General features: G+C 38.3%; 26 protein-coding genes. 5 read left to right on the top strand and 21 right to left on the bottom strand.

Annotated features, from left to right (window positions below):
* Nucleotides 1–20: 20 nt before the first annotated feature.
* The 5 genes from folD to accB all read right to left on the bottom strand — a co-directional run bounded on the left by folD (nt 21) and on the right by accB (nt 4,103).
* A complete protein-coding gene (folD, locus tag KHA96_RS02570) occupies nt 21–881 on the bottom strand; it encodes a bifunctional methylenetetrahydrofolate dehydrogenase/methenyltetrahydrofolate cyclohydrolase FolD (protein WP_213127723.1) in 861 nt (286 codons plus the stop codon).
* A gap of 15 nt (nt 882–896) precedes the next feature.
* On the bottom strand, nt 897–1,280 hold the full coding sequence (nusB, locus tag KHA96_RS02565; RefSeq protein WP_213127722.1) for a transcription antitermination factor NusB: 384 nt from the start codon (nt 1,278–1,280) through the stop codon (nt 897–899).
* Nucleotides 1,281–1,533: 253 nt separating this feature from the next.
* Nucleotides 1,534–1,944, bottom strand: coding sequence for an Asp23/Gls24 family envelope stress response protein (locus KHA96_RS02560; protein ID WP_213127721.1), 411 nt, complete (start codon nt 1,942–1,944; stop codon nt 1,534–1,536).
* A gap of 15 nt (nt 1,945–1,959) precedes the next feature.
* A complete protein-coding gene (gene accC / locus KHA96_RS02555) occupies nt 1,960–3,315 on the bottom strand; it encodes an acetyl-CoA carboxylase biotin carboxylase subunit (protein WP_213127720.1) in 1,356 nt (451 codons plus the stop codon).
* A 293-nt stretch (nt 3,316–3,608) separates the two neighbouring features.
* Nucleotides 3,609–4,103 carry an acetyl-CoA carboxylase biotin carboxyl carrier protein gene (gene accB, locus KHA96_RS02550; protein WP_213127719.1) on the bottom strand — a complete coding sequence of 165 codons (495 nt, stop codon included), beginning with the start codon at nt 4,101–4,103 and terminating at the stop codon, nt 3,609–3,611.
* Between the two features lie 563 nt (nt 4,104–4,666).
* Between accB and KHA96_RS02545 the strand changes: the two genes are divergently transcribed.
* On the top strand, nt 4,667–5,806 hold the full coding sequence (locus tag KHA96_RS02545; RefSeq protein ID WP_213127372.1) for an IS110 family RNA-guided transposase: 1,140 nt from the start codon (nt 4,667–4,669) through the stop codon (nt 5,804–5,806).
* A gap of 171 nt (nt 5,807–5,977) precedes the next feature.
* Here the strand turns inward: KHA96_RS02545 and KHA96_RS02540 are convergent, their stop codons facing one another.
* The 12 genes from KHA96_RS02540 to KHA96_RS02485 form a co-directional block, all read right to left on the bottom strand.
* The gene (locus KHA96_RS02540) at nt 5,978–6,505 is read right to left on the bottom strand and encodes a SpoIIIAH-like family protein (protein ID WP_213127718.1); all 528 of its coding nucleotides are present in this window, start codon (nt 6,503–6,505) and stop codon (nt 5,978–5,980) included.
* Nucleotides 6,505–7,176, bottom strand: a complete 672-nt coding sequence (gene spoIIIAG / locus KHA96_RS02535; RefSeq protein WP_213127717.1) for a stage III sporulation protein AG — start codon at nt 7,174–7,176, stop codon at nt 6,505–6,507. Before spoIIIAG ends, KHA96_RS02540 begins: the two co-directional genes overlap by 1 nt.
* Entirely contained in the window at nt 7,166–7,777 is a 612-nt protein-coding gene (gene spoIIIAF, locus KHA96_RS02530; protein ID WP_213127716.1) for a stage III sporulation protein AF, read from the bottom strand. Before spoIIIAF ends, spoIIIAG begins: the two co-directional genes overlap by 11 nt.
* 20 nt (nt 7,778–7,797) lie before the next feature.
* On the bottom strand, nt 7,798–8,985 hold the full coding sequence (gene spoIIIAE / locus KHA96_RS02525; RefSeq protein WP_213127715.1) for a stage III sporulation protein AE: 1,188 nt from the start codon (nt 8,983–8,985) through the stop codon (nt 7,798–7,800).
* A gap of 27 nt (nt 8,986–9,012) precedes the next feature.
* Nucleotides 9,013–9,399, bottom strand: coding sequence for a stage III sporulation protein AD (gene spoIIIAD, locus KHA96_RS02520; protein ID WP_213128655.1), 387 nt, complete (start codon nt 9,397–9,399; stop codon nt 9,013–9,015).
* A gap of 22 nt (nt 9,400–9,421) precedes the next feature.
* Nucleotides 9,422–9,625 (bottom strand): stage III sporulation protein AC, encoded by a 204-nt coding sequence (spoIIIAC, locus tag KHA96_RS02515; protein ID WP_213127714.1) that lies wholly within the window; start codon nt 9,623–9,625, stop codon nt 9,422–9,424.
* 17 nt (nt 9,626–9,642) lie between these two features.
* The gene (gene spoIIIAB / locus KHA96_RS02510; RefSeq protein ID WP_213127713.1) at nt 9,643–10,158 is read right to left on the bottom strand and encodes a stage III sporulation protein SpoIIIAB; all 516 of its coding nucleotides are present in this window, start codon (nt 10,156–10,158) and stop codon (nt 9,643–9,645) included.
* Entirely contained in the window at nt 10,151–11,086 is a 936-nt protein-coding gene (gene spoIIIAA, locus KHA96_RS02505) for a stage III sporulation protein AA (protein ID WP_213127712.1), read from the bottom strand. The genes spoIIIAB and spoIIIAA overlap by 8 nt, the downstream gene beginning before the upstream one ends.
* 125 nt (nt 11,087–11,211) lie before the next feature.
* A complete protein-coding gene (gene efp / locus KHA96_RS02500) occupies nt 11,212–11,769 on the bottom strand; it encodes an elongation factor P (protein WP_213127711.1) in 558 nt (185 codons plus the stop codon).
* Between the two features lie 22 nt (nt 11,770–11,791).
* Entirely contained in the window at nt 11,792–12,853 is a 1,062-nt protein-coding gene (locus KHA96_RS02495; protein WP_213127710.1) for a M24 family metallopeptidase, read from the bottom strand.
* Nucleotides 12,853–13,299 carry a type II 3-dehydroquinate dehydratase gene (aroQ, locus tag KHA96_RS02490; protein WP_213127709.1) on the bottom strand — a complete coding sequence of 149 codons (447 nt, stop codon included), beginning with the start codon at nt 13,297–13,299 and terminating at the stop codon, nt 12,853–12,855. Before aroQ ends, KHA96_RS02495 begins: the two co-directional genes overlap by 1 nt.
* Before the next feature lie 79 nt (nt 13,300–13,378).
* Nucleotides 13,379–13,879, bottom strand: a complete 501-nt coding sequence (locus KHA96_RS02485) for a YqhR family membrane protein (RefSeq protein ID WP_213127708.1) — start codon at nt 13,877–13,879, stop codon at nt 13,379–13,381.
* A 130-nt stretch (nt 13,880–14,009) separates the two neighbouring features.
* Here KHA96_RS02485 and KHA96_RS02480 point away from each other — a divergent pair, with 130 nt between their 5' ends.
* A complete protein-coding gene (locus KHA96_RS02480; RefSeq protein WP_213127707.1) occupies nt 14,010–14,954 on the top strand; it encodes a DUF1385 domain-containing protein in 945 nt (314 codons plus the stop codon).
* A 61-nt stretch (nt 14,955–15,015) separates the two neighbouring features.
* Nucleotides 15,016–15,360, top strand: coding sequence for an SA1362 family protein (locus KHA96_RS02475; protein ID WP_213127706.1), 345 nt, complete (start codon nt 15,016–15,018; stop codon nt 15,358–15,360).
* Between the two features lie 4 nt (nt 15,361–15,364).
* On the opposite strand, the gene KHA96_RS02470 is transcribed toward KHA96_RS02475, so the two are convergent.
* Nucleotides 15,365–16,249: a patatin-like phospholipase family protein gene (locus tag KHA96_RS02470; RefSeq protein WP_213127705.1), complete on the bottom strand. Its 885-nt coding sequence runs from the start codon at nt 16,247–16,249 to the stop codon at nt 15,365–15,367.
* 114 nt (nt 16,250–16,363) lie between these two features.
* Nucleotides 16,364–18,916, bottom strand: a complete 2,553-nt coding sequence (locus tag KHA96_RS02465; protein WP_213127704.1) for a vitamin B12-dependent ribonucleotide reductase — start codon at nt 18,914–18,916, stop codon at nt 16,364–16,366.
* A gap of 417 nt (nt 18,917–19,333) precedes the next feature.
* Between KHA96_RS02465 and KHA96_RS02460 the strand changes: the two genes are divergently transcribed.
* Both KHA96_RS02460 and KHA96_RS02455 read left to right on the top strand, forming a co-directional pair.
* Nucleotides 19,334–19,720, top strand: a complete 387-nt coding sequence (locus KHA96_RS02460) for a rhodanese-like domain-containing protein (RefSeq protein ID WP_213127703.1) — start codon at nt 19,334–19,336, stop codon at nt 19,718–19,720.
* A gap of 62 nt (nt 19,721–19,782) precedes the next feature.
* Nucleotides 19,783–20,109 carry an AAA family ATPase gene (locus tag KHA96_RS02455; protein ID WP_213127702.1) on the top strand — a complete coding sequence of 109 codons (327 nt, stop codon included), beginning with the start codon at nt 19,783–19,785 and terminating at the stop codon, nt 20,107–20,109.
* 38 nt (nt 20,110–20,147) lie between these two features.
* On the opposite strand, the gene gcvPB is transcribed toward KHA96_RS02455, so the two are convergent.
* Nucleotides 20,148–21,608 carry an aminomethyl-transferring glycine dehydrogenase subunit GcvPB gene (gene gcvPB, locus KHA96_RS02450; RefSeq protein ID WP_213127701.1) on the bottom strand — a complete coding sequence of 487 codons (1,461 nt, stop codon included), beginning with the start codon at nt 21,606–21,608 and terminating at the stop codon, nt 20,148–20,150.
* Nucleotides 21,595–22,947: an aminomethyl-transferring glycine dehydrogenase subunit GcvPA gene (gcvPA, locus tag KHA96_RS02445; RefSeq protein WP_213128654.1), complete on the bottom strand. Its 1,353-nt coding sequence runs from the start codon at nt 22,945–22,947 to the stop codon at nt 21,595–21,597. The genes gcvPB and gcvPA overlap by 14 nt, the downstream gene beginning before the upstream one ends.
* Between the last annotated feature and the right edge of the window lie 7 nt (nt 22,948–22,954).

The raw sequence follows: 22,954 nt of genomic DNA, 5'->3' as shown, positions 1-22,954 counted from the left end.
TATTCTACTATTTTTTCATCTTAATTACGATTGGCAAGCACTTTTTGCGCAGATTTTACAGTATTGTACAGTAGCATTGTAATGGTCATTGGACCAACTCCACCTGGAACTGGGGTAATATAGCCTGCCTTATCAAATACATCATTGTAATCAACATCGCCGCATAATTTACTATGTTCGTCACGATTCATGCCAACATCGATTACTACGGCTCCTTCTTTTACATAATCAGCCGTAATCATTTTAGCTCTCCCTATTGCAGCTACTAAAATATCTGCTTTCTTTGTATAGGAAATAAGATCTGCCGTTTTTGAATGGCAATATGTTACGGTAGCATTTTCATTTAATAGAAGTTGTCCTGCAGGTTTTCCGACAATATTGCTTCTGCCGACGATGACAGCATGTTTCCCTGCGATCGGTAGTTCCATATATTTTAACATTTCTAATACACCGAAAGGAGTGCAAGGTAGGAAAGTATCTTGCCCTGTCATCATTTTTCCAATATTCACGGGATGAAATCCATCCACATCTTTATTCGGAGAAATAGTTTCAATTACTTTCGTCTCCGAAATATGTTCAGGAAGTGGAAGTTGAACCAATATTCCATGAATATCATCTCGTTTATTTAATGTCTCAATCTCATTTAGCAACACTCGCTCTTCAACATCTTCAGGAAGCTCGATTAACTCCGAATGCATCCCAATCGCTTTACAACTTTTCTGTTTAGAAGTGACGTATGTTCTTGATGCTTGGTTATTTCCAACTAATATAACCGCAAGACCTGGTTTGATTCCTTCTGAAGTAAGCTTGGAGACTTCTTGTTCTAACTTTGTTCGAAGATGTTTCGATATTTCTTTTCCATCAATAATTGTTGCCGGCATCTCAATTCCCCCTATTTATTCTCCCTTGACCTTCGATAATATTCCATTAATGAACTTCCCAGATTTGTCATCGCCAAATGTTTTTGCAATCTCAATCGCTTCATTAATTGCTACGTTTTCAGGTACATCTTCGTTAAACTTCATTTCGTAAATGGCAAGCCTTAATATATTCACGTCGACCTTTGATAGTCGATCTAACGACCAATTTTCCAAATGTTTCTTAATCTCTTGATCGATCTCATGAAGATGCTTCAACGTTCCCTCCACTAAATCATGTAAAAATGAATCAGCCTTTTGATCTTCTAAAACAAATTCAATGGCATGGGAAGTTTCAGCCCCACTAATATCAATTTGGTATAATGCTTGCAAAGCTTTTTCTCGAGCAACTCTTCTTTTCATTTAATAATGCTCCTTTTAATGATTGAAAAAGCCAAAGGAATTACCCTCTGGCTTTCATTCGTCTAGCTCCAGCACCTATCGACTCATACTTCTTGTCTTTCCTCCTACTATTAGGAAGGCAGACTAGTCCTTCGCAATGTTTCCTATTCAGAAGAAAAGTCGACTAAAAACCGCCGCGTCCTGCAGCGCCGTTGACTGACCCACATCCTCTGCGCCTGAATGTAATTGGACAGGTGCTTGCGCATTTTATTGATTATTCCTCAAATTCTTGATGTTCCTGTTTTTGTGTCTCAAAAGCTACACCAACAATATGAACATTTACTTCTTCCGCTTCAAGTGCAGTCATATTAAATAACGTTTGTCTAATATTGTCCTGAACTTTCTGAGCCACTGTCGGAATGGAGACGCCGAAATTCATTAAGCAATATACATCTACTTTTATTCCTTCGTCTGTTAGTTCAACCCTTATCCCTTTGCCGTGGTTTTTTTTCCCAAGTCTTTCTACAACACCAGTAGCAAAATTACCGCGCATTTGGGCTACTCCTTCTACTTCTGAAGCAGCTATTCCCGCGATGACTTCGATTACCTCCGGAGCAATTTCAATTTTCCCATGGTTGTGACCATTTTCCTGTGTCATTTCAAGCATGTTCAAATTCTCTTCCATTTAAAACACCTCCGCTTATTTTTCTTTCATCACATCGTGGATTTCAAGAAACTTTGTATTAAAGTCCCCACTCACAAAAGTTTCATTTTCAAGTAAATTTATATGAAAAGGAATTGTCGTTTTAATCCCTTCAATCACAAATTCTCCCAATGCTCTTTTCATTCTAGCTATCGCTTCTTCGCGTGTAGCCCCATATGAAATTACCTTTGCTATCATTGAATCATAATATGGCGGAATTGTATAGCCAGGATATGCACCTGAATCAACACGCACTCCAAGACCTCCTGGCGGCAAATACATTTCAATTTTGCCTGCCGATGGAAGGAAGTTTTTCTCAGGGTTTTCGGCATTGATTCTACATTCTATTGACCAACCGCGAAATTCAACTTGTTCTTGAGTCAAAGATAATTTCTCACCTGATGCAACTCGAATTTGTTCTTTTATGAGATCCACACCTGTTACCATTTCAGTAACGGGATGTTCCACTTGAATACGCGTATTCATTTCCATAAAATAAAACTTGAAATTTCTATGGTCAAAGATAAATTCTATTGTACCCGCGCCGGAGTAATCCACTGCTTCGGCTGCTTTGACTGCAGCCTGCCCCATTAATTCTCTTGTTTTAGAATCCAATGCAGGAGAGGGTGTTTCCTCAAGTAATTTTTGCAACCTTCTTTGAATCGAGCAATCACGTTCACCTAGATGAATAACATTGCCAAAATTATCAGCAAGCACTTGGATTTCTACATGCCTGAAATCATCAACGTACTTTTCTATGTACACTCCCGGATTTCCAAATGCGGTCTGTGCTTCCTGCTGTGTAATATTTATCCCTTTAACTAATTCTTCTTTATCCCTGGCAACACGGATCCCTTTTCCTCCGCCGCCTGCAGTTGCTTTTATAATAACTGGATAGCCAATTTTTTCAGCAATTTCAAGGGCTTCTTCGGAATCATTAATAATTCCATTTGAACCCGGTACAATTGGTACACCAGCTGCTTTCATTGTTTCGCGTGCAACATCCTTCGTGCCCATTTTTGAAATAGCTTCAGGACTTGGACCTACGAAAGTAATATTACAAACACGGCAAAGCTCTGCGAAATCTGCATTTTCAGCTAAAAAACCATATCCCGGGTGAATCGCATCACAATTCGTTAGCTTAGCAACGCTAATTACATTTGCAGTATTTAAATAACTGTCTTTTGACATTTTTGGGCCAATGCAATACGCCTCGTCTGCTAACTGAACATGAAGTGCTTCCTGGTCAGCTTCTGAGTAAACAGCGACTGTTTCAATATTTAATTCCTTACAGGCACGAATAATACGTACAGCTATTTCCCCTCTATTCGCTATCAATAATTTTTTTATCATGGAAAACGCTCCTTATCTATGAGTGGTCAAAAAGGAGGATAAAAAGGACCAGGTCGGCTAAATACGCTGTCGTCCTGTCAGCAACGCCGACACTAGCACATCCTGTGCATCGGAATTTCGAGACGGCGCAGTTTCGAGCAGAGGAATGTATGCTTTTAGATACATGAGCATAAGCAATACTTCCCTGCATCCGCATCGCACGCAGGAAAAGTGGTTTTCTTTTCCAAGGAACGGAGAAACAAGCCAACGAAAAATTCGAAGTGTCATTTTTACCGGATTTTTTAAACATCCTTTTATCTAGGCTTTACTAAGAATAATGGTTGTCCATACTCAACAAGCTCGCCATCTTTTACAAGGACTTCCACAATCTCTCCATCTACTTCTGCTTCAATTTCGTTAAATAGTTTCATTGCTTCGACAATGCAAACGACTGTATCAGCACTTACTTGAGAGCCTGTTTGCACATATGCCGGATTATCAGGAGATGGCGATTGATAGAACGTTCCAACCATTGGAGAAACAACTTGCAAATAGTTTTCTTTATTCGTAGTTCCCTCTATTTTTGCTTCTACTTTCTCAGGTGCAGAGACCGGTGTTTCAACGGCTGTTTGTACTTGTGGTTGAACCACAACAGGCTGTTGAACAACAGGTTGTTGCTGTGCAACAGCAATAGTAGCTGTCCGTTTCTTCAATTCAATTTTTGAACCTTCATGTTCATAGCTAAATTCCTCAATATCAGATTGATCTATTAACTTTATGATTTCACGAATTTCCTGAATTTTTAACATAAGTGACACTCCTTCAAAATAATGAGTAGCTCCTAACATCATAATATAATACCTTATAAAAATTCAATGATGAATGCGGAAAGTAATATTTTTTTATATTTTTTATTGGTCATTTTAGACAAGTATGTTATTTTAAGCCCAAGCTACTTCCTTTCTGCTCGCTGCTCCAGAGCCTTCTCGAAAATTGATGTACATGCGATGCGCTATCCTTTCATTGATCTTCCGCGGCACGGACATGACGCAGGCGATTTCAGCCGACTAAGAATTTCGTACCTTGCCGTAACAATATGCTTTTAAAAAATTCATAAAAAACTATCATGATCTTTCGCTCTCAACCCAGGAATGAAAATGGGTTTCTCGCTCCATAATGTTGATACCGCAAACAGTGAGTATATAACGTGGTCTTTAATGGTGGCTTGACCCTGTATAAAAAACTGTTGGAATGAATTTGGTGTACAACCCATTGTTAGCTCTCTCTTGTTGAGAGATGACTACGAACAGAAAAATGTTTAATTTCAAATTCATTCCACTGTTTGTGGAATACATTTAGAAGGTGGAGTGAAATGGAAACATTGTACAAACGATGTGCAGGTCTGGATGTCCATTCGGAAACAATTGTGGCCTGCGTGATTCTTGGTGAATCAGAGAACGATACAGTTAAGTTGATTGAAACATTTCCTACTTTGACGAAAGATCTGTTTCGTCTACTTAAATGGCTAGAAGAAAAAGAAGTGACCCATATCGCAATGGAAAGTACCGGAGTGTACTGGAAACCTGTCTATAATATCCTAGAGGACTTCTTTGACATTACTTTGGCAAATGCTCAGCGCATTAAAAATGTTCCTGGCAGAAAAACGGATGTTTCGGATGCAGAGTGGATTGCCAAATTATTGAGGCATGGTTTGATTGAGAAAAGTTTCGTCCCTCCGGAAGACATTCGCAATTTGCGAGATTTAACCCGTTTGAGAAAGAAATGGATTGGACATATGACTTCTGAAAAGAATCGGATCCAAAAAGTATTGGAGACTTCAAACATCAAATTAGGGACAGTCATTTCCGATGTTTTCGGAGTTTCTGGCAGAAAATTGTTGGAACAACTAATGTCCAATGGCTATATAGATCAAGAAGATGTCGAACAAAAGATACATGGGAGTATGGCGCATAAAAAACAATTAATTACAGATTCCCTGTTTGGCACATTGAATGATCACCAACTGTTTCTTATCAAACAGTCATGGATGCACATTGTCTATCTGGAAGAATTAATTTCCGATATTGAAAAAAGGATCGATGGGATACTGATAAACTATAAAGAAGAAGTAGAACTTCTTATCACAATGCCGGGGATTAAGAAAGATACTGCAGCCGTGATCATCGCAGAAATTGGAGTTGATATGACACAATTTCCAACTTCCAAGCACCTTGCGTCATGGGCAGGATTGTCACCTGGAAATCACGAAAGCGCTGGAAAACGAAAGAGTACGCGAACCGTGAAAGGAAACCCGCATATTAAGTCGGCATTGTGTGAAGCCGCTTGGGCGGTATCTAGAAGTCGAAGTAAAATGTTATCAGTGAAATATTGGTCTTTATCTGCAAGAAGAGGAAAGAAAAAAGCACTCGTTGCCATTGGACATCGAATGCTTACCATTGTCTATCATATGCTTCAGAACAAAGAACCCTACCACGAGCCTACTGCAACTTAGCATTATAGACAATAAATAGAAAAGTTATACGAGAAACCGTAAATTATGGTAGCTCTACTTTCCTATTGTAAATTTCAGTTGTTAGTTAGTTTTGACAATTGATATAAATCTTAAACAAGAATTTATTTTCACAGAAAAAGACGGATGGGTATCCCCTCCGTCCATTTATTATTACTTATCAAATTCCACAGTTGGAATAAATTGTGTTCCCATTTCTTCCCGTACGAGCCGAACTATTTCAACTGCATCAGCCTTAGAATGATCTTCTGCTTTCACTGTAACATACACTTGGTTGTCATCGATTCTAACAAGTGAGTCGCTATAGCCCATAGTTTTAATATAGCTTTCCAACGTTTTTTCTTTTACTCCCATGGCATCAATTTCTTTCATTTGTTCATATAATTTATTCTTCTCATCTACTGAGAGATCAGGCGATGCTGCTTGCGTTGTTAATTCTTCCTTTGCCTTGCCCCTTTTGTCCGATAAATTCATTCGAACTGTTTCATACGCTTCATCACCTGCAGCTTCGGTAATGATTTTAAGGTCTTCGTCACTCATCTTTCCACTCGTTTCAGGTGCATTTTCCCCATTCGACGCGATGTCTTTTACGTCCTGTTCCGATGTAACGTAGTAAACAGACAATACAACTACAAGACTAAGCATTGTTAAAAGCCAAACTGTTTGCTTTTTTAGTAGCATTAAGAATCCCCCTTTGATTTTTTAGGCATGACTGCAACTTTATGGCTTGGAACATCTAAAACCCGTGTAACAGCTTCAATAATCCATTTTTTAACCTGTATATTTTCAGCTCCGCCCGCGACGACAAGAACCCCTTTAATGTCTGGCTTCCTCGTTTCTGATATGAGAGGAATATCCTTTTCTCCATCTCGGATAATAACGAGTTGATCCTCTTTTGATTGATCCTCAATTTGCCGCTTGCCGCCTTTTTCATCTTCCTCATGTGTTGTTTGATTCTTAAGAACGGAATTTTTTTCATATACCTTTTTTTCCGTTGCTTGAACATTTATTACGACCGTTACACTATGAACCCCCACAATTTCTTCAAGCGCTTCTTTAAGCTGATTTTCATATTGCTCCTCAAAAACCTTCATGCTATCGTTTTTATTGGATTTTTTTACGCCAAATGTTTCCGAACTATTCTGTTCCTCATTGTTTTCGTTAAAAACTTCTGCGGGAGGTTGATCTACTTTATCCTTCCAAATGCTGCCCATTATCATAAAAAGAGCTCCTAATATTAGTAGAATAAGTAGATAATATGGTTTTGTTTTGCTTTTTTCAGCAGACGATGTTTTACTATCCCCTAGTTTTTGTTTTATCCAATCAATCGGGCCCGAGTTTTTATTCTTCATTTACTGGTTCCTCCCTCGGAACAATTTCAATCAATGATAATGGAATTTCCCAAATGGAGGATAACATTGATTTAACTGTTTCGTAGTCGGTTGTATCCACTTTCTCATCTGTTTCATTTAAATTAATACTTACTGGATAAATGGCTTTGATTACTTTTTCTGAAGGTGACAGATAAACGACCACATTATCTAGTTCGTTGATCTCTCCATCACTATTTGGTGTGGCGAAAATCTGGATATTACTAATTTCCAAACCTAACTTTTCAATCAACTCCTTTTCTACCATTGTTTTCATTGGGACAGCCATTTGCTCTAATATATATGCATGCTGTGAAGCTTGTATCTCTTTTTTTTTGTTATTTAATAAATTTTCATTGGATTGATCATCGGTTGCAAAATTCACTGTAATCGAAGCTAATACCTTCTCAAGATCAGTGGACATTAATTTTAAAACTGGTGATATGATGATCGCGATAAGAAGCAAGCCAGTTGCTAGTTTCGTATATTTCTTCATACTGGACTCTGGGAGAAGCATGTCCACAATCATGGCAAGGATAAGAAAAATGATGATATTGAACACCCACTCGCTTAAGTAAGCCAAGAAAGTGACCTCCTTTACTTCTATCTAACCATCATCGTAATATTTCCGGATGTAATGATGATCGTCATGCTAATAAAAAACATAAAAGAAACAATTGCCAGAGAAGCGAAAATATACATGACACTTTTACTGACAGCATCTAGACATTCAATGACAGGACCATCACCTAAGGGCTGCATGAGTGCCGCCGAAAGTTTGTATATGAGGGAAATGACTAATATTTTAAATGCTGGAAATGCGGCGATTAGGAGAATAACAGCTACACCTGCAATACCCACAGTATTTTTGAGTAGAAGAGATGCATTTAATACTGTATCGGCTGCATCTGTAAACATCCGTCCTACTACAGGTACAAAATTGCCGGCTACAAATTTTGCCGTTCTTATCGCTACACCATCTGCAACAGCTGTAGCTGCCCCCTGAATAGAAATAACTCCAAGGATAATAGTGATAAATGCTCCGAGAATTCCAATACTGATCTTCTTTAATAAATTTGCAAGCTGGGACACTTTAAATTGTTTACTTAATGTATTGGCAATACTTAATAATGTCGCAAGAAATAATAAGGGCAATACAGCATTTTTTATGACGATACTGCTAATATTTACTAAAAATACGAGAATTGGATGGAAGAATGCAGATGTTGCCACCCCCCCAGAAGAGGCAATCAATGCAAGCAGCAATGGTAATAGAGCGAGAATAAATTGACTCATTGAATCAATCGCTTCAATCGCATAATCCGCCGCCACTCTAAAGCTATTTAATGCGATAATAATCAGGACCATAAAAATAATAGAATAGGCTACCTGACTGACAGCACCTTTTTCAAAAGCACTATGAAGTGATTGTAGAAATACACTTAAAATCGTAAGCAGTAAAAGTGACCCTAGTAATTTAATATTCAGGATGATTTCTTGCATAATGAACGAAATGATCCCGTTCATCCAATCTGCAAATGAAAAAGACTTGTCCCCTTTTACAAAATCAATGAATGTACCTCTTTTACTTTCAGGTAAATACCCACCATATTCATGGACGATTGACTCCCAATGTTCAGATAACTCTTCAAGACCAAGGTCTTCAATATACCGATCTGTAAGCTGGTCATTTGATTCGTTAATTGGTTTTTCCATTTCCTCGGCTGAAACCGTCATAGCACCAAAAAATGAAAAAAAACATAATAACAGAATCTGCAGCCCTCGTCGCATGTATCCCACTCCGTTCTAATGCTAAGTCTAATTAACTGGCATGATATTAATGATAGTCTCTATTAAGGCTGTCATGATCGGCACTGCAATTGCGAGAATTAAGATTTTTCCAGCTAATTCAACTTTCGAAGCCATTGAGCCGAGACCCGCATCTTTGCTTATTTGTGCCGTAAATTCAGCAATATACGCAATGCCGATGATTTTAAGAATGGTTTTAACGTATAGAGTGTTGACATTCGCACTACCTGCTAGATTTTCAATCATTAAGATGATTTTATGCACTTGATCTACAAGAAATAGAAAAATGCCCGTTCCCGCGAATAACACAAGCAAAAAGGCAAAATTTGGAGTCTGTTCCTTGATCGCCAGTACTAGGAAAGTTGTTATTAGGGCAATCCCCGCAATTTGTAAGATTGCAATAGCGGTTTCCCCCTATCTATTGGAATAGAAAAACAGACTTGATTTTCTGAAATAACCCATCTACGATTGACACGACCATAAATAAAATATAAATAAACCCAAACAACGTAACCCATTGTGCGTATTCTTTTTTACCGACTTGATCAAGTATCGTATGGAGAAATGCTACAACGATCCCTACCCCGGCTATTTTGAAGATAATATCTACATCAATGCCCATGTCATTTCCTCCTATCACTACAAAAGCAAAATGATGATAAGCATGCCAGTAAGGACTCCTAGACTTTTCACCATTTTTTCATACTTTTTTTGCTTCTCTCGCGCATTTTCTTCTTCCCTTTCTAGGTTGTTGAGCGTTAGCAAAATTTGTTTCTGTTGTAGTTCTCGGTCATGTCTTCCCAAATTTTCTCCAAATTGGACTAATATTTCATATTCGCTTTGTTTTAATGAAGTAGATTCCCAAATTCTGTTTAGGCTTTCTTCCCATACGCTTTTGACAACGGCATCCTCTTGCTGCAACTTTTCAGAAAAAAGTTTATAATGTGTCGAAATTGGTTCCGGTATTTGTGCAGATATTTTATTCGCTGCCTCTCCAAGCGGGGTATGACTGTACATGATTTCCGCTTCCAACGTCTCAAGAGAGTGTCTAAATAATCGTAAATTCTTTGGCCTTTCACTTAGTTGTTTCGAAAATTCAAAGCCAGCCCATGTTGTTGCACCTACAATAAAAACGGCTCCTAATATTTTAATCATGGAATACTTTCGCCTTTCTTTTAAGTACGACCGGATCACCATCAGCATTTTTTATTGAAACGATTGTCCCTGGACCATTACTTCGGGACAATTCTATGAATCTCGCGAACACTTTTTGTTCAAGGATTGGTTTTAATAATGGCCTTTTACTAATTTCTTCAAAATTATTTCCATGCGTTGTCATGATTAATGTAATTCCTGCGTTTACCGCCTCCATAATTGCCATACTATCTTCCGCTCTTCCGATTTCATCTACGATTAGGACATTAGGGCTCATAGACCTTATCATCATCATCATTCCTTCTGCTTTTGGACAAGCATCCAAAACGTCAACCCTAGGACCAAATTGAAGCTGCGGTACTCCATACATACATCCTGCAATCTCAGAGCGCTCATCCACAATACCTGTTTTTAGGGCTGGAATGCTTTGCTCATATAAACCACTAGAAATGACTCTCGCTATATCTCTTAACAATGTCGTTTTCCCAGTTTGGGGTGGTCCAATGATCATCGTATTTTTCCATTCTTGCTCAAATAAATACGGGATGTACTTTACGGCGGCTCCGATTTTTTCTCTGGCAATACGAATATTGAATGATGCTAAATGTCTAATTGCTTTCACCGAGCCATTTTCGAGTATGACTTTTCCAGCAAGGCCTACTCTGTGCCCTCCTTCAATGGTGATATAGCCTTTCTTTAATTCTTCATCAAGAGTATAGAATGAATGATTGGCCAGCTTACTTATGAATAAATCAGCATCCTCTTTTGTAAAAAGGTGTGGGAGAAATAGAGGAATGCCGTTTGTCGCTACTTCAACTTTACGGTTTATCCTTAATCTAATTTCCTCTACCTCAGCCAATTTGTCAGTAGGAAGTTTCTTTATCAATTCACAAATACGAGCAGGTAGCAATCTAAACACCGCGTTCATTTGTCTTCCTCCTAACATCTTCACTATCTAATATGTATTCAGCTTGTCTTCAAATATGAGAGTAAGGTGAGTTAGCAATAAAAAAAAACCGAGGAAAAATTTTCCTCGGCAGGTTTCTTATACTATTATGCTCTAGACACGTATGAGCCATCTGACGTATTAATAATCAATTTATCGCCTGCGTTGACGAAAAATGGTACTTGTACGACTAGACCCGTTTCCATTTTTGCTGGTTTAGATCCACCGGATGCTGTATCTCCTTTAATGCCTGGATCTGTTTCAACAACTTCTAATTCCACTGTATTTGGCAATTCGACACCTAGCGTTTCACCATTAAACATAATGATGTGAACTTCCATATTTTCCTGTAAAAATTTCAATTCATACTCAATTTGGGATGCTGGCAGCTCAATTTGTTCATACGTATTACTGTCCATAAATACATGTGTATTACCAGTAGCATATAAATATTGCATCGTTTTATTATCGATTTGAGCTCTTTCTACTTTTTCACCAGCTCTAAATGTTTTTTCCTGGATGGCCCCTGTACGTAAGTTTCTTAATTTGGATCTGACGAATGCAGCACCTTTTCCAGGCTTGACATGTTGGAAATCCATAACACGCCAAATCCCTCCGTCTGTTTCAATCGTTAGTCCTGTTCGAAATTCATTTACTGAAATCATTTGTTATCCTCCTAAAATGCCCTTATAAAATAATTAATTCTTTTGTAGAATGTGTCAACGTTTCATTTCCAGATTCCGTTATTAATGTATCATCCTCAATGCGTACGCCACCTATATTCGGTATATAAATACCCGGTTCTACTGTAACGACCATCCCTGGCACAAGCTTCGTTTCTGAACGAAATGATAGCCCCGGCTCTTCATGCACCTCAAGACCAATTCCATGACCTAAGGAATGGCCAAAATTACCGCCATAACCCTTTTCCGTAATATAGTCTCGTGCAATAGCATCAGCTTCAATGCCAGTCATACCCGGTTTTATTTGTTCCATTGCTTTTAATTGTGCGCTAAGGGTGACATTATAAATTTCTTTTAATTTTTCGGACGGCTCTCCAACTGCTACGGTACGTGTTATATCAGATATATACCCCTTATGAAGGGCACCGTAATCCATCGTAACGAAGTCACCTTTTTCTATTGTCTTGTCACTCGCCACCCCATGTGGCAGGGCAGCTCTTACGCCTGATGCTACAATAATATCAAAGGAAGATGAGGTTGCACCACACTTACGCATAAAAAATTCTAACTCATTTGCAACTTCCAATTCTGTTTTACCAGGTTTAATAAAATCAAGGATATGCTTAAATGCAGCGTCTGCAATGTCAGCAGCTTCCCTTAAAATACTAATTTCATGAGAATCTTTTATTAATCGAAGATCTTCAATCACATTCGAAATAGGAATAAGTTCAGCATCAATAGCTTCCTCATATTGTTTCCAAATAGAATAAGGCATATGATCCTGCTCAAACCCGAGCTTTTTTATACCTAGCTCTTTTACTTTTTCTGCTACTTCTTGAATGATTGGGCCTGTATGTTTTACAATCTCGAATCCTTCCGCTTGCTTAGAAGCTTGTTCCGTATAGCGAAAATCCGTAATAAAAAGCGCACGTTTCCCTGAAATTAATGCAACACCAGCTGTACCTGTAAAATTAGTTATATAGCGGCGATTATATGTACTTGAAATCAAAAAACCATCAATATCAGATTGCTTAAAATTGCCGCGAAGCTTCTCCAGTTTCACCACTAAATCCCTCTCCCCTTCACATATTCTTTCATTGCATGCAATGCCATTTCATAGCCATAAAATCCAAAGCCTGCGATTTGCCCAATTGAGACGGGGGCAGTGACTGAATGCTTTCTAAATTCCTCTCTTGCGTGTACATTTGAGATATGAACTTCGATGACAGGAAGATCAATCGATGCTATCCCATCTCGTAGAGCTATACTGTAATGAGTAAATGCACCAGGGTTCATAATAATTCCTTGGAAGCCATTTTCACCTGCTTGATGCATTTCATCTAGTAAAGCTCCTTCGTAATTGGATTGGAAACACTTTATTTCCATTCCTAATTTTTCACCCGCAATTTTAATACCTTTCTCAAGTTCCGAAAGCGAATGACTCCCATAAATTCCCGGCTCACGCAACCCGAGCATGTTTAAATTAGGACCATTTAATACTAGAATTTTCACGAATGATTCACGCCCTAGTCAAGAATGATTACTAGAACATTCTACCATAAATATATAATTTTCAACTAGCCTATAGTTGTCAATGCTTTTGTTCTGCTTTACTCCATAACAATTGTTCTTCATATTCATACGAGATAGAGTAGCCAATGAATAGTCCGTAAATAAGGAATAAACAGAGCTCCGTAGCAATTGTATTAAAAGGATAATCGAACATCCATTTCACTCCCGGAATCATTGGGTACAACGCTAAGAATATTAAAGCAAAAATCACTACTCCATAAAGGGCGCCCCATATAAGGGACTTATGTTTTCTTAATACCATATAGTAAACGAGCGCAACAACAATGGATAATAATCCGTAAGATAATGCCGGTATAACAAAACCTAGCCATCCATCCGTCCATTTTCCCGTAAATGGTGTTAAAATAACTTTAGGACTAATATCCGTAAAATTAAAGTAATGTCCCAAAAAACCAAATAGTGTACCAAATAGACCCGCGATAAAGCCTGTAATACATGCTAGTTGCAGAACAGACATTTGATAGTTCTTAACGGCTTCTCTTTCATTTTCCTTTTCCATCATTTCCACCTCCATCTTTATCATGTCCATGGAATGCACCATTTGTGCATAAATTATTTTATCTGGTGAATTTCCTATTATTTTAGTAAGATGAATATATATTTAAATTCCAATAAGTTGGTGACAAGCTATGAAAAACACAAATAAACCTGCTTATGGTGGGCAGGCTGTAGTCGAAGGAGTCATGTTTGGCGGTAAACATCAAACCGTTACCGCTATTCGCCGAAAAGATCAAACGATAGAATATTTTTATTTACCAAGGAAAACTAGGCCTGTTCTTCAAAAACTGAAAAAGATTCCATTTCTTCGTGGAATTGTCGCCATCATTGAAGCTAGTGCTAACGGAGCACAGCATCTAACATTTTCGACAGACCGTTATGATGTAGATCCGAGTGAAGATGAAAAAGTCCAAGAAGAAAAAATGTCTAAAACGACGTTAGTATTAAGTGTTGCAGCCCTTGGAGTCCTTTCCTTTCTGTTTTCCAAGTTTGTCTTCACTCTTATACCTGTCTTTCTAGCAGCATTATTCAAACCTATCTTCCCTGGTGATATGATCCAAATATTGATTGAAGGACTTTTTAAGCTCATTCTTTTATTGTCCTATATTTATTTTATCTCGATGACACCACTTATAAAACGCGTATTTCAATACCACGGAGCCGAGCATAAAGTCATAAATGCATACGAAAATAATCTTGATATGACTGTTGAAAATGTTCAAGCAATGTCAAGACTTCATTATCGGTGTGGAAGCAGCTTTATTCTTTTTACCGTTGTCGTAGGTGTGCTTATTTATATGTTTGTCGCAGTCGATCCACTCTGGGTCCGAATATTAAATCGACTGGCACTCATTCCTGTTGTGTTAGGTGTATCGTTTGAAGTGTTGCAGCTTACTAATAAAATGCGTAATATCCCAGTTCTGAAGTGGCTTGGCTATCCAGGACTTTGGCTGCAGCTCCTAACAACGAAAGAACCGAACGATGAACAAGTAGAAGTTGCGCTCGCCTCGTTTAAAGAATTATTAAAAGTGGAAAAGCAAAGTGAAGACAATCTAAAAATAGAGAAAATCGTCTAGTTGAGTATATACTAAGTTCTTTTTGGGAAAAATGGACATTACTCCCGAGGAGGTGGCGCTCTTGAAAGTACGTAATTGGTTGGTTGGAATCATTACTGTTATAGCAATAATTGGACTGGGCTCCTATATTTTTAACAATCCAGCAGGTTTATTTCGACAAATCTTTATTATGGTGCTCGTCGCTTTTGCTATCTATTTTATTTATCGAATTTGGGCGGGAAGAAAACCCGACCATCGCGAAAATAGATCATTTGCTAAGGCTGCAAGACTTTCGAAAAAGCGTAATCGCGTCTCGCATCAACCTAGTGGACAGATTCGAAAAAAACCACTTCGCAAAAGATCTGCTGCACACTTAACGGTCATCGATGGTAAAAAAAGCAAGAAAAAAGACCGAGCCATTTTTTAGACTCCTAGTAAGTCCACTTCATTAAAAATTGCTTTGTCCTTAAACGTCCTTTTTCAATAAGGGCGTGTTTTTTTTCTCCAGAAATAGTGAATTCAGATGAAAAACTTTCATCGATCGGGATAAAAACAATGTCTTTTTCATGTTTTCGCGAAATATATCTTGCATCATGGGCATCTTTCATAGTACTAAATAATGCTTCAAATAATGAGAGTCCATTTTTTATTTCCCTTTTCGGCTGCTCTTCCATATTGTAGCTAAGCTTAATGCCCAATACCGGACGTGGCTTTTTTTGGTTTTCATTTTCAAATAGCCATAGCGGAAAGTTGCTAAGAAGACCGCCATCAATGATAATATTCTCTCCTGAAAGAGAACGTAATTTAATAGGTTCGAAAAAAAAGGGTATTCCACAACTCATCCGTATGGCTCTGGCCACCGGAAACGTCTCCTTTGGGATGCCGTATGTTTCTAAATCATCTGGCAGAACGATCAACCTGCCTGTTGTAAGGTCCGATGCAATTAATCTTAGTTTTCCTGGCGGCAAATCCTTAAATGTATAAACTCCTTTATCAGCCATTTTTTTGCCGAGCCATTCCTCTAGCTCATCTCCTTTATACATTCCCATTCTCCAATAAAGCAAGAGCCACTTTGCGATCGCAAAAGGTAAAAGAGTAGTGCGTTGATCTAAAAATAATTTTATATCGGTTTCATCCATTAAAACCCCTATTTCCTTACTCGTATAACCTGCGGCGATAAATGCAGCCATAATAGCGCCAGCACTTGTTCCAGCTAATCTTTTAAAAGTAAACCCTTTCTCTTCCAATACCTCATATGCCCCTATTAAGGCAAGACCTTTAATTCCTCCTCCAGAAAACACGCCATCGATGTTCATGTGTACCCACTCCTCCAAAAGGTCCTTATTTATCTTTAGGTAAAAGAAGCGGGAATTAGAACAAAAAACAGGCTCCCCACAAAGAGGGATAACCTGTTTTTAATAATTAATTTATTATAGTCCACATTTTAGCTGCGCATTACAGTTGTCACATGTATTACAGCCGCCAATTTCTTTTACTTGGCCTTTTCTGCAAACAGGACATGTATTGCCAATTTCGGATCCAATGGTCACGCTTGTTGAACGTAAATCTTGAATTGTATCTACTAATACAACGGGTTCATTAAAGGTTAATTGCTCACTAGATTCCATGTTATTTTCTTCAGCCTTTAGCGTAAGAACTTGGGAATCACGGCTGCCATCAACATATACAGTTCCGCCTTTAGCTCCGCCTCTATATAAGCGTTCATACACTTGTTCAACTTGTTCAACAGAATATCCTTTAGGTGCATTAACAGTTTTTGAGATGGAACTGTCAATCCACCGTTGAATAATACATTGAACATCAGCATGAGCTTCAGGAGATAGGCTCATCGCAGTAACAAACCAATTCGGCAACTTATCTGGATCAGCCTCTGGATGACGGCTCACATATTCTTCGACGATATCTGCTTTCACTTCAATAAATTTACCTAAACGTCCACTACGATAATACGTAAAGGAGAAATACGGTTCTAAACCTGTAGATACTCCAACCATCGTTCCTGTTGAGCCCGTTGGAGCAACAGTTAGTAAATGTGAATTACGAATTCCATATTCTAGAATTGATTCGTTTATTTCTTTTGGCATTTTTTTCATATAGCCTGTTTCAGTAAAAGCTTTGCGAAGACGGTTTGTATCATCAAGAGTTTCCCCTTCAAGGAATGGAAAGCTTCCTTTTTCTTTTGCCAGTTCCACAGAAGCTTCATAAGCAGTCGTAGCAATAGCCTCAAATACTTTATCTACTAGTTCATTGCCTTCAGAAGAACCATATTCTTTTTCACAATAAATTAATAGGTCTGATAAGCCCATTACACCAAGACCGACACGGCGCTCTCCAAGTGCTTGCTTTTTATTTTCCTCAAGGAAGTATGGAGTTGCATCTATTACATTATCTTGCATGCGTACCCCAATACGAACTGTTTCTTTCAGTTTATCGTAATTAACTGTTTTGTTTTCTTTATCAGCCATTTCTGCTAAGTTAACAGCTGCAAGATTACATACTGAGAATGGAGCAAGTGGCTGCTCACCACATGGATTTGTTGCAACAACCTTTTGACCGTAAGCTTTCGCATTAGTCATTTCATTCGCATTGTCAATGAAGAAAATGCCTGGCTCTGCTGAATAGGTTGCACAAATATTAATTAAGTTCCATAATTCCTTAGCCTTGATTTTACGGTATGTGCGTACTTTGTAACCAAGCTTTTCCCATTCGCGCACATCGCCAACTTCCTGCCATTTAGTATTATATGCTTCCATTTCATCCGGACTGTAACTTTCTACATCTGGAAAACGGAGTTCGTAATCTTCATCGTTTTCAACTGCGTCCATAAATTCTTTTGTAAGACAGACTGAGATATTAGCTCCTGTCAGAAACTCAGGATTATGGACTGAATATGTACCGCCTTCAGTCAATTTTTCCTCAGCTTCACGGAAGATGCTTTCATCAAAGCCGCCAAGGCCCGGGATATTGCGGTAGTTGAGTACACCTTGATACATGGCTTCTTCTGTATGTGAAAGAGGTGTGAATTTCAACTTATCCTTTGCATGTTTCTTAATGACAGCATCCGTTGTATTTTCAATTAAGAATCTTAAAATTCTTGGGTTTTGCATTTTAGATATAATAAATTCAATAATATCAGGATGCCAGTCCGATAACATAATCATCTGCGCCCCGCGTCTTGATCCTCCTTGTTCAACAAGGTGTGTTAGTTTCGCAATGTCATCTAACCAAGATACAGAACCTGAAGATTTACCATTTACTCCTCTTGCAAGAGTATTGCGAGGGCGTAATGTAGAACCATTCGTTCCTACTCCACCACCGCGGCTCATAATTTCCATTACTTGCTTGCGGTGTTCTGATATCCCTTCACGTGAATCTGCAACAAATGGCATAACGTAACAATTAAAATACGTTACATCCGTATCTGCGCCTGCCCCATATAGCACACGCCCCGCTGGAATAAAGTTAAGACTTGATAGTTCCTTATAAAACTTTTCAAACCATTCTTGTCTTTTTTCTTCCGTCTTTTCTACAGATGCTAATCCAGTTGCATTACGCTTAGCAATTTGTTCATAAAAAATTTCCAATGGCTTTTCAATAATATCAACTGGGCGAACAATTAATCCTGTTTCTCTTTCTTTATCACTATCAAGTACGCTGCGGAATTCTTCTTCGACAATAACTTCTGCCGTTTTTTCTTCCCAGTTAATCGACTTAATAAATCCAAGCCCTCTAGCAGGGAATTTTGGATCTTCCTTAATCGTCAATACAACAAAATCGCCATCTGTTAAAGTTATCTTTTCCGTATCCTTAAAAGCATAACGGTCAATCATGACAAGTCTGGATACCCCTTTATGGGTAATCTTCATGTCAGGCGTAATCGGATGAACTGGTTTAAACAACCGAATATCTTGATTAAGCCTTTCTATGTTGAGGGTTTGATTCTTTGAATATACTACAGACATTGCGTCAACTCCTATAAAAATCATTCTAATAGTTACGTTACCATATATTTAACCACTAAATCAACGCTTAAACACAATATATTGTATTTTATTTTTCACAACCCCTACTACATGTAGTAATTCAGGTAAGGTCTCTCTCGTTTTGTCAAATTCAAAATCAGCAGAAAAAAATAGAATTTTAAAGATTTTATGCGAAAATCCTACAAATACCACGTTTTTCGAACAAATTTTGCGTTTGCTCTTTTTATTTTCCCTTTCATCGTTTATATGATAAGGTTTTATAGTAAAATTAATAAAAAATATTTTTCACAAAATATATACGACTTACAAAAATAAATGAAAAAGCTTTTGATTCAAATGATAATGATGAATATAATAGAAGATAGGGCTATTTACTAGAAAGGGGAAGGAAGAATATTGGAGGCATTATACACACTATTAATAATACTGGGAGCAATCATTGCTTTTTCCCTATATAATTACTTCCATCAGAGAAAAATCTTGAAAACATTAACAGAAGAGGAATTTCGTGCAGGCTATCGAAAAGCACAGCTAATTGATGTTCGGGAACCAAATGAATTTGAAGGCGGGCATATACTTGGAGCGCGTAACATTCCTATTTCTCAATTAAAGAATCGAATGAAGGAAATTCGTCCGGACAAACCTGTTTATTTATATTGCCAAAGTGGTTTACGTAGTGGCAGAGCAGCGCAAACTCTCTATCGAAAAGGATACCGCGACTTGTATCATTTACAAGGTGGATTTAAAAAATGGTCTGGAAGAATTAAATCAAAGAAAAAGTAAAATAGCTAAAAAAAGCCGCGGTGGTTTTCCGCGGTTTTTTTTAACTCAGAAGGTGTATATGGATGATTTTAAAAGAAATAAAGTTCAACCAAAATATTGAGATTCAGCAATTTCCTTTTACACTTCCAATCTTGAGAGACTTCAAACCATTTTCTTTTAAAAAGCCTATTACCATTTTAGTAGGAGAAAACGGAAGAGGTAAATCTACTTTTCTCGAAGGGATGGCAGCAGCCGATTTGTCAGTCGCGGGTGGTGTTGAAATGTCTCAAGATAAAGAGATGGGTTTTGCGCAAATATTAGCAAATGCATTTACATTATCACGGGTACAAAAGACGAAAAAACTACATAGCATAAAAGGAACAAACTTTTTAAATAAACATTCAATGTAAAAGAGGCAGACTCCAAATATGAGACTGCCTCGTTTTTGTTATTCTATTGTATACCTTAATACCGGCTTTCTAGCCGCCTTCGTTTCGTCTAGTCGCTTGACGATTGTCGTGTGCGGAGCTTCTTGGACGAGTTCAGGATTTTCTTCCGCTTCCTTCGCAATTTGGATCATTGCATTGATAAAAGCATCAAGTGTTTCCTTTGATTCCGTTTCTGTCGGTTCGAACATCATGCACTCTTCTACATTTAGCGGGAAGTAGATGGTTGGTGGATGATAGCCAAAATCGAGTAACCTTTTCGCCATATCTAATGTACGAACTCCAAGCTTCTTTTGCCGCTTTCCGCTTAAAACAAATTCATGTTTACAATGACGGTCGTATGGAAGTTCAAAATAAGGCGCAAGTTTTCTCATCATATAATTAGCATTGAGCACCGCATATTCTGTGACAGCCTCTAGTCCATCAGGGCCCATTGAGCGAATATACGTATACGCACGTACGTTAATGCCAAAGTTTCCATAAAATGGTTTTATCCTTCCAATTGATTGCGGACGATCGTAATCAATTACAAATTTTTCTTCTATTTTCGCGATAACAGGCTTTGGTAAAAATGGAACCAAATCGTTTTTCACTCCGACTGGTCCAGAACCTGGTCCACCGCCACCATGCGGGCCTGTAAACGTTTTATGAAGATTTAAATGGACGACATCAAAGCCCATATCTCCTGGACGAGCTTTTGACATAACCGCATTTAAATTTGCACCGTCGTAGTACAGCTTACCACCTGCCCCATGGACAATTTCTGCCATCTCAAGAATTTGCTCTTCAAATAAACCGAGTGTGTTCGGATTTGTGAGCATTAAAGCGGCGGTATCGGAGCCAACGAGTTCTTTTAAGTGATCTAAATCAACTAATCCGTCCTTGCCCGATCTGACTGTAACAGTTTCTAGCCCCGCAACGGTAGCAGATGCGGGATTTGTTCCGTGGGCGGAATCGGGTACGATGACTTTCGTTCTTTCGATATCTCCATTTGCTTCATGGAAAGCTCGAATCATCATAAGTCCAGTCCATTCTCCATGCGCTCCAGCGGCAGGCTGCAAAGTTACTTCATCCATCCCTGTAATCTCAATTAGATGCTGCTGTAAGTCATACATTACTTCAAGTGCGCCTTGTACAGATGATTCCGGCTGTAATGGATGAATATGGGCAAAGCCAGGGAATCGTGCAACTTGTTCATTTATTTTTGGATTATATTTCATCGTACAAGATCCAAGAGGATAAAATCCTGAATCGACCCCGTGGTTATGAGTAGACAGTTCAGTAAAATGACGCATTATATCAAGCTCTGATACTTCAGGAAGCTCAGGTTCATTTTCTCTTACATATCCTTCGGGCAAACATTCAGTTATATCTATTTCTGGTACATCAATCTCGGGCAAACTATAGCCAATTCTTCCCGGGGTGGACATTTCGAAAATTAATTTTAAATCATGATTGCTCACGGCTCTCCCCCACTTCCTTCACAAAACTATCAATCTCGTTCCTAGTTCTTAATTCCGTTACAGCTACAAGCATATGCCCAGCCAGCTCTGGATAATCACGGCCCAAATCATATCCACCAATAATGCCTTTTTTAAGCAACTTTTCATTTACTTCACTGACAGGCTTTACAAGATTTACGACAAATTCATTAAATTGGTAGCCTTCGAATGGAATGGCAAATCCATTCTCTTTAAAGATTTTTTTAGCATAATATGCTTTTTGAATATTTTGTATAGCCATTTCTTTCACACCTTTTTTACCTAAGGCCGTCATGGCAACAGAAGACGCCAGGGCATTTAATGCCTGGTTGGAACAAATATTTGAAGTCGCTTTATCACGGCGAATATGCTGTTCCCTTGCTTGAAGTGTCAATACGAATCCTCTTTTCCCATTTTCATCTGTCGTTTGACCGACTAAACGACCGGGAACTTTTCGCATTAATTTCGACGTTACAGCGAAATATCCGCAATGTGGTCCTCCGAAAGAAGCTGGGATTCCAAAGGCTTGCACATCCCCAACAACGATATCCGCTCCAAGTTCTCCAGGAGGTGTTAATGCGCCAAGTGCAAGCGGATTACTGGAAACAATGAATAACCCTTTATGCTCATGAATGAGCGGTTCAATTTCTTTTAATGGCTCAATCTGCCCAAAGAAGTTAGGATATTGAACGATTACAGCAGCAACATCATCGTTAAGCTCCATTTTTAGAGCATCTAAATCAGTCACACCGTTTTTGTAAGGAATTTCTACTACATCGATATACTGACCTTTTGCATATGTTTTTAAAACATCCCTTGATTCAGGATTAACTGTTTTTGAAACAAGAATCTTTTTTCTCTTTGTTTGGCCAGCAGTCAGCATGGCAGCTTCTGCAAGTGATGTTCCCCCATCGTACATAGAAGAATTCGCAACATCCATACCGGTTAACTCACAAATCATTGTTTGGAATTGAAAAATGGCTTGAAGCTCCCCTTGGGAAATTTCGGGCTGATAAGGGGTGTATGCCGTATAAAATTCAGACCTTGAAATGACATGATCAACAATAGTAGGGATATAGTGATCATATACGCCCGCTCCGAGGAAAGAAATATATTGCTTTAAATCAGCATTTTTCCCTGCAAGATTAGAAAGCTCCTTTAATAAAGCGGATTCTGATTTTGCCTTTTTAATATTGTACTCGCCTTTAAAACGAACTTTATCAGGTATGTCTGAAAATAGGTCATCGATTGATCCAACGCCTATCGCTTCAAGCATTTCTTTTTGATTTTGCTCAGTCATCGGCAAATAGCGATGTTTAATCATAACA

Origin of the sequence: Bacillus sp. FJAT-49711 (assembly GCF_018343715.1) — a bacterium.
Classification (GTDB): domain Bacteria; phylum Bacillota; class Bacilli; order Bacillales; family Bacillaceae_C; genus Lederbergia.
Note: the sequence above shows the minus strand (reverse complement) of the source record. Positions and strands in the feature narration are given on the sequence as shown.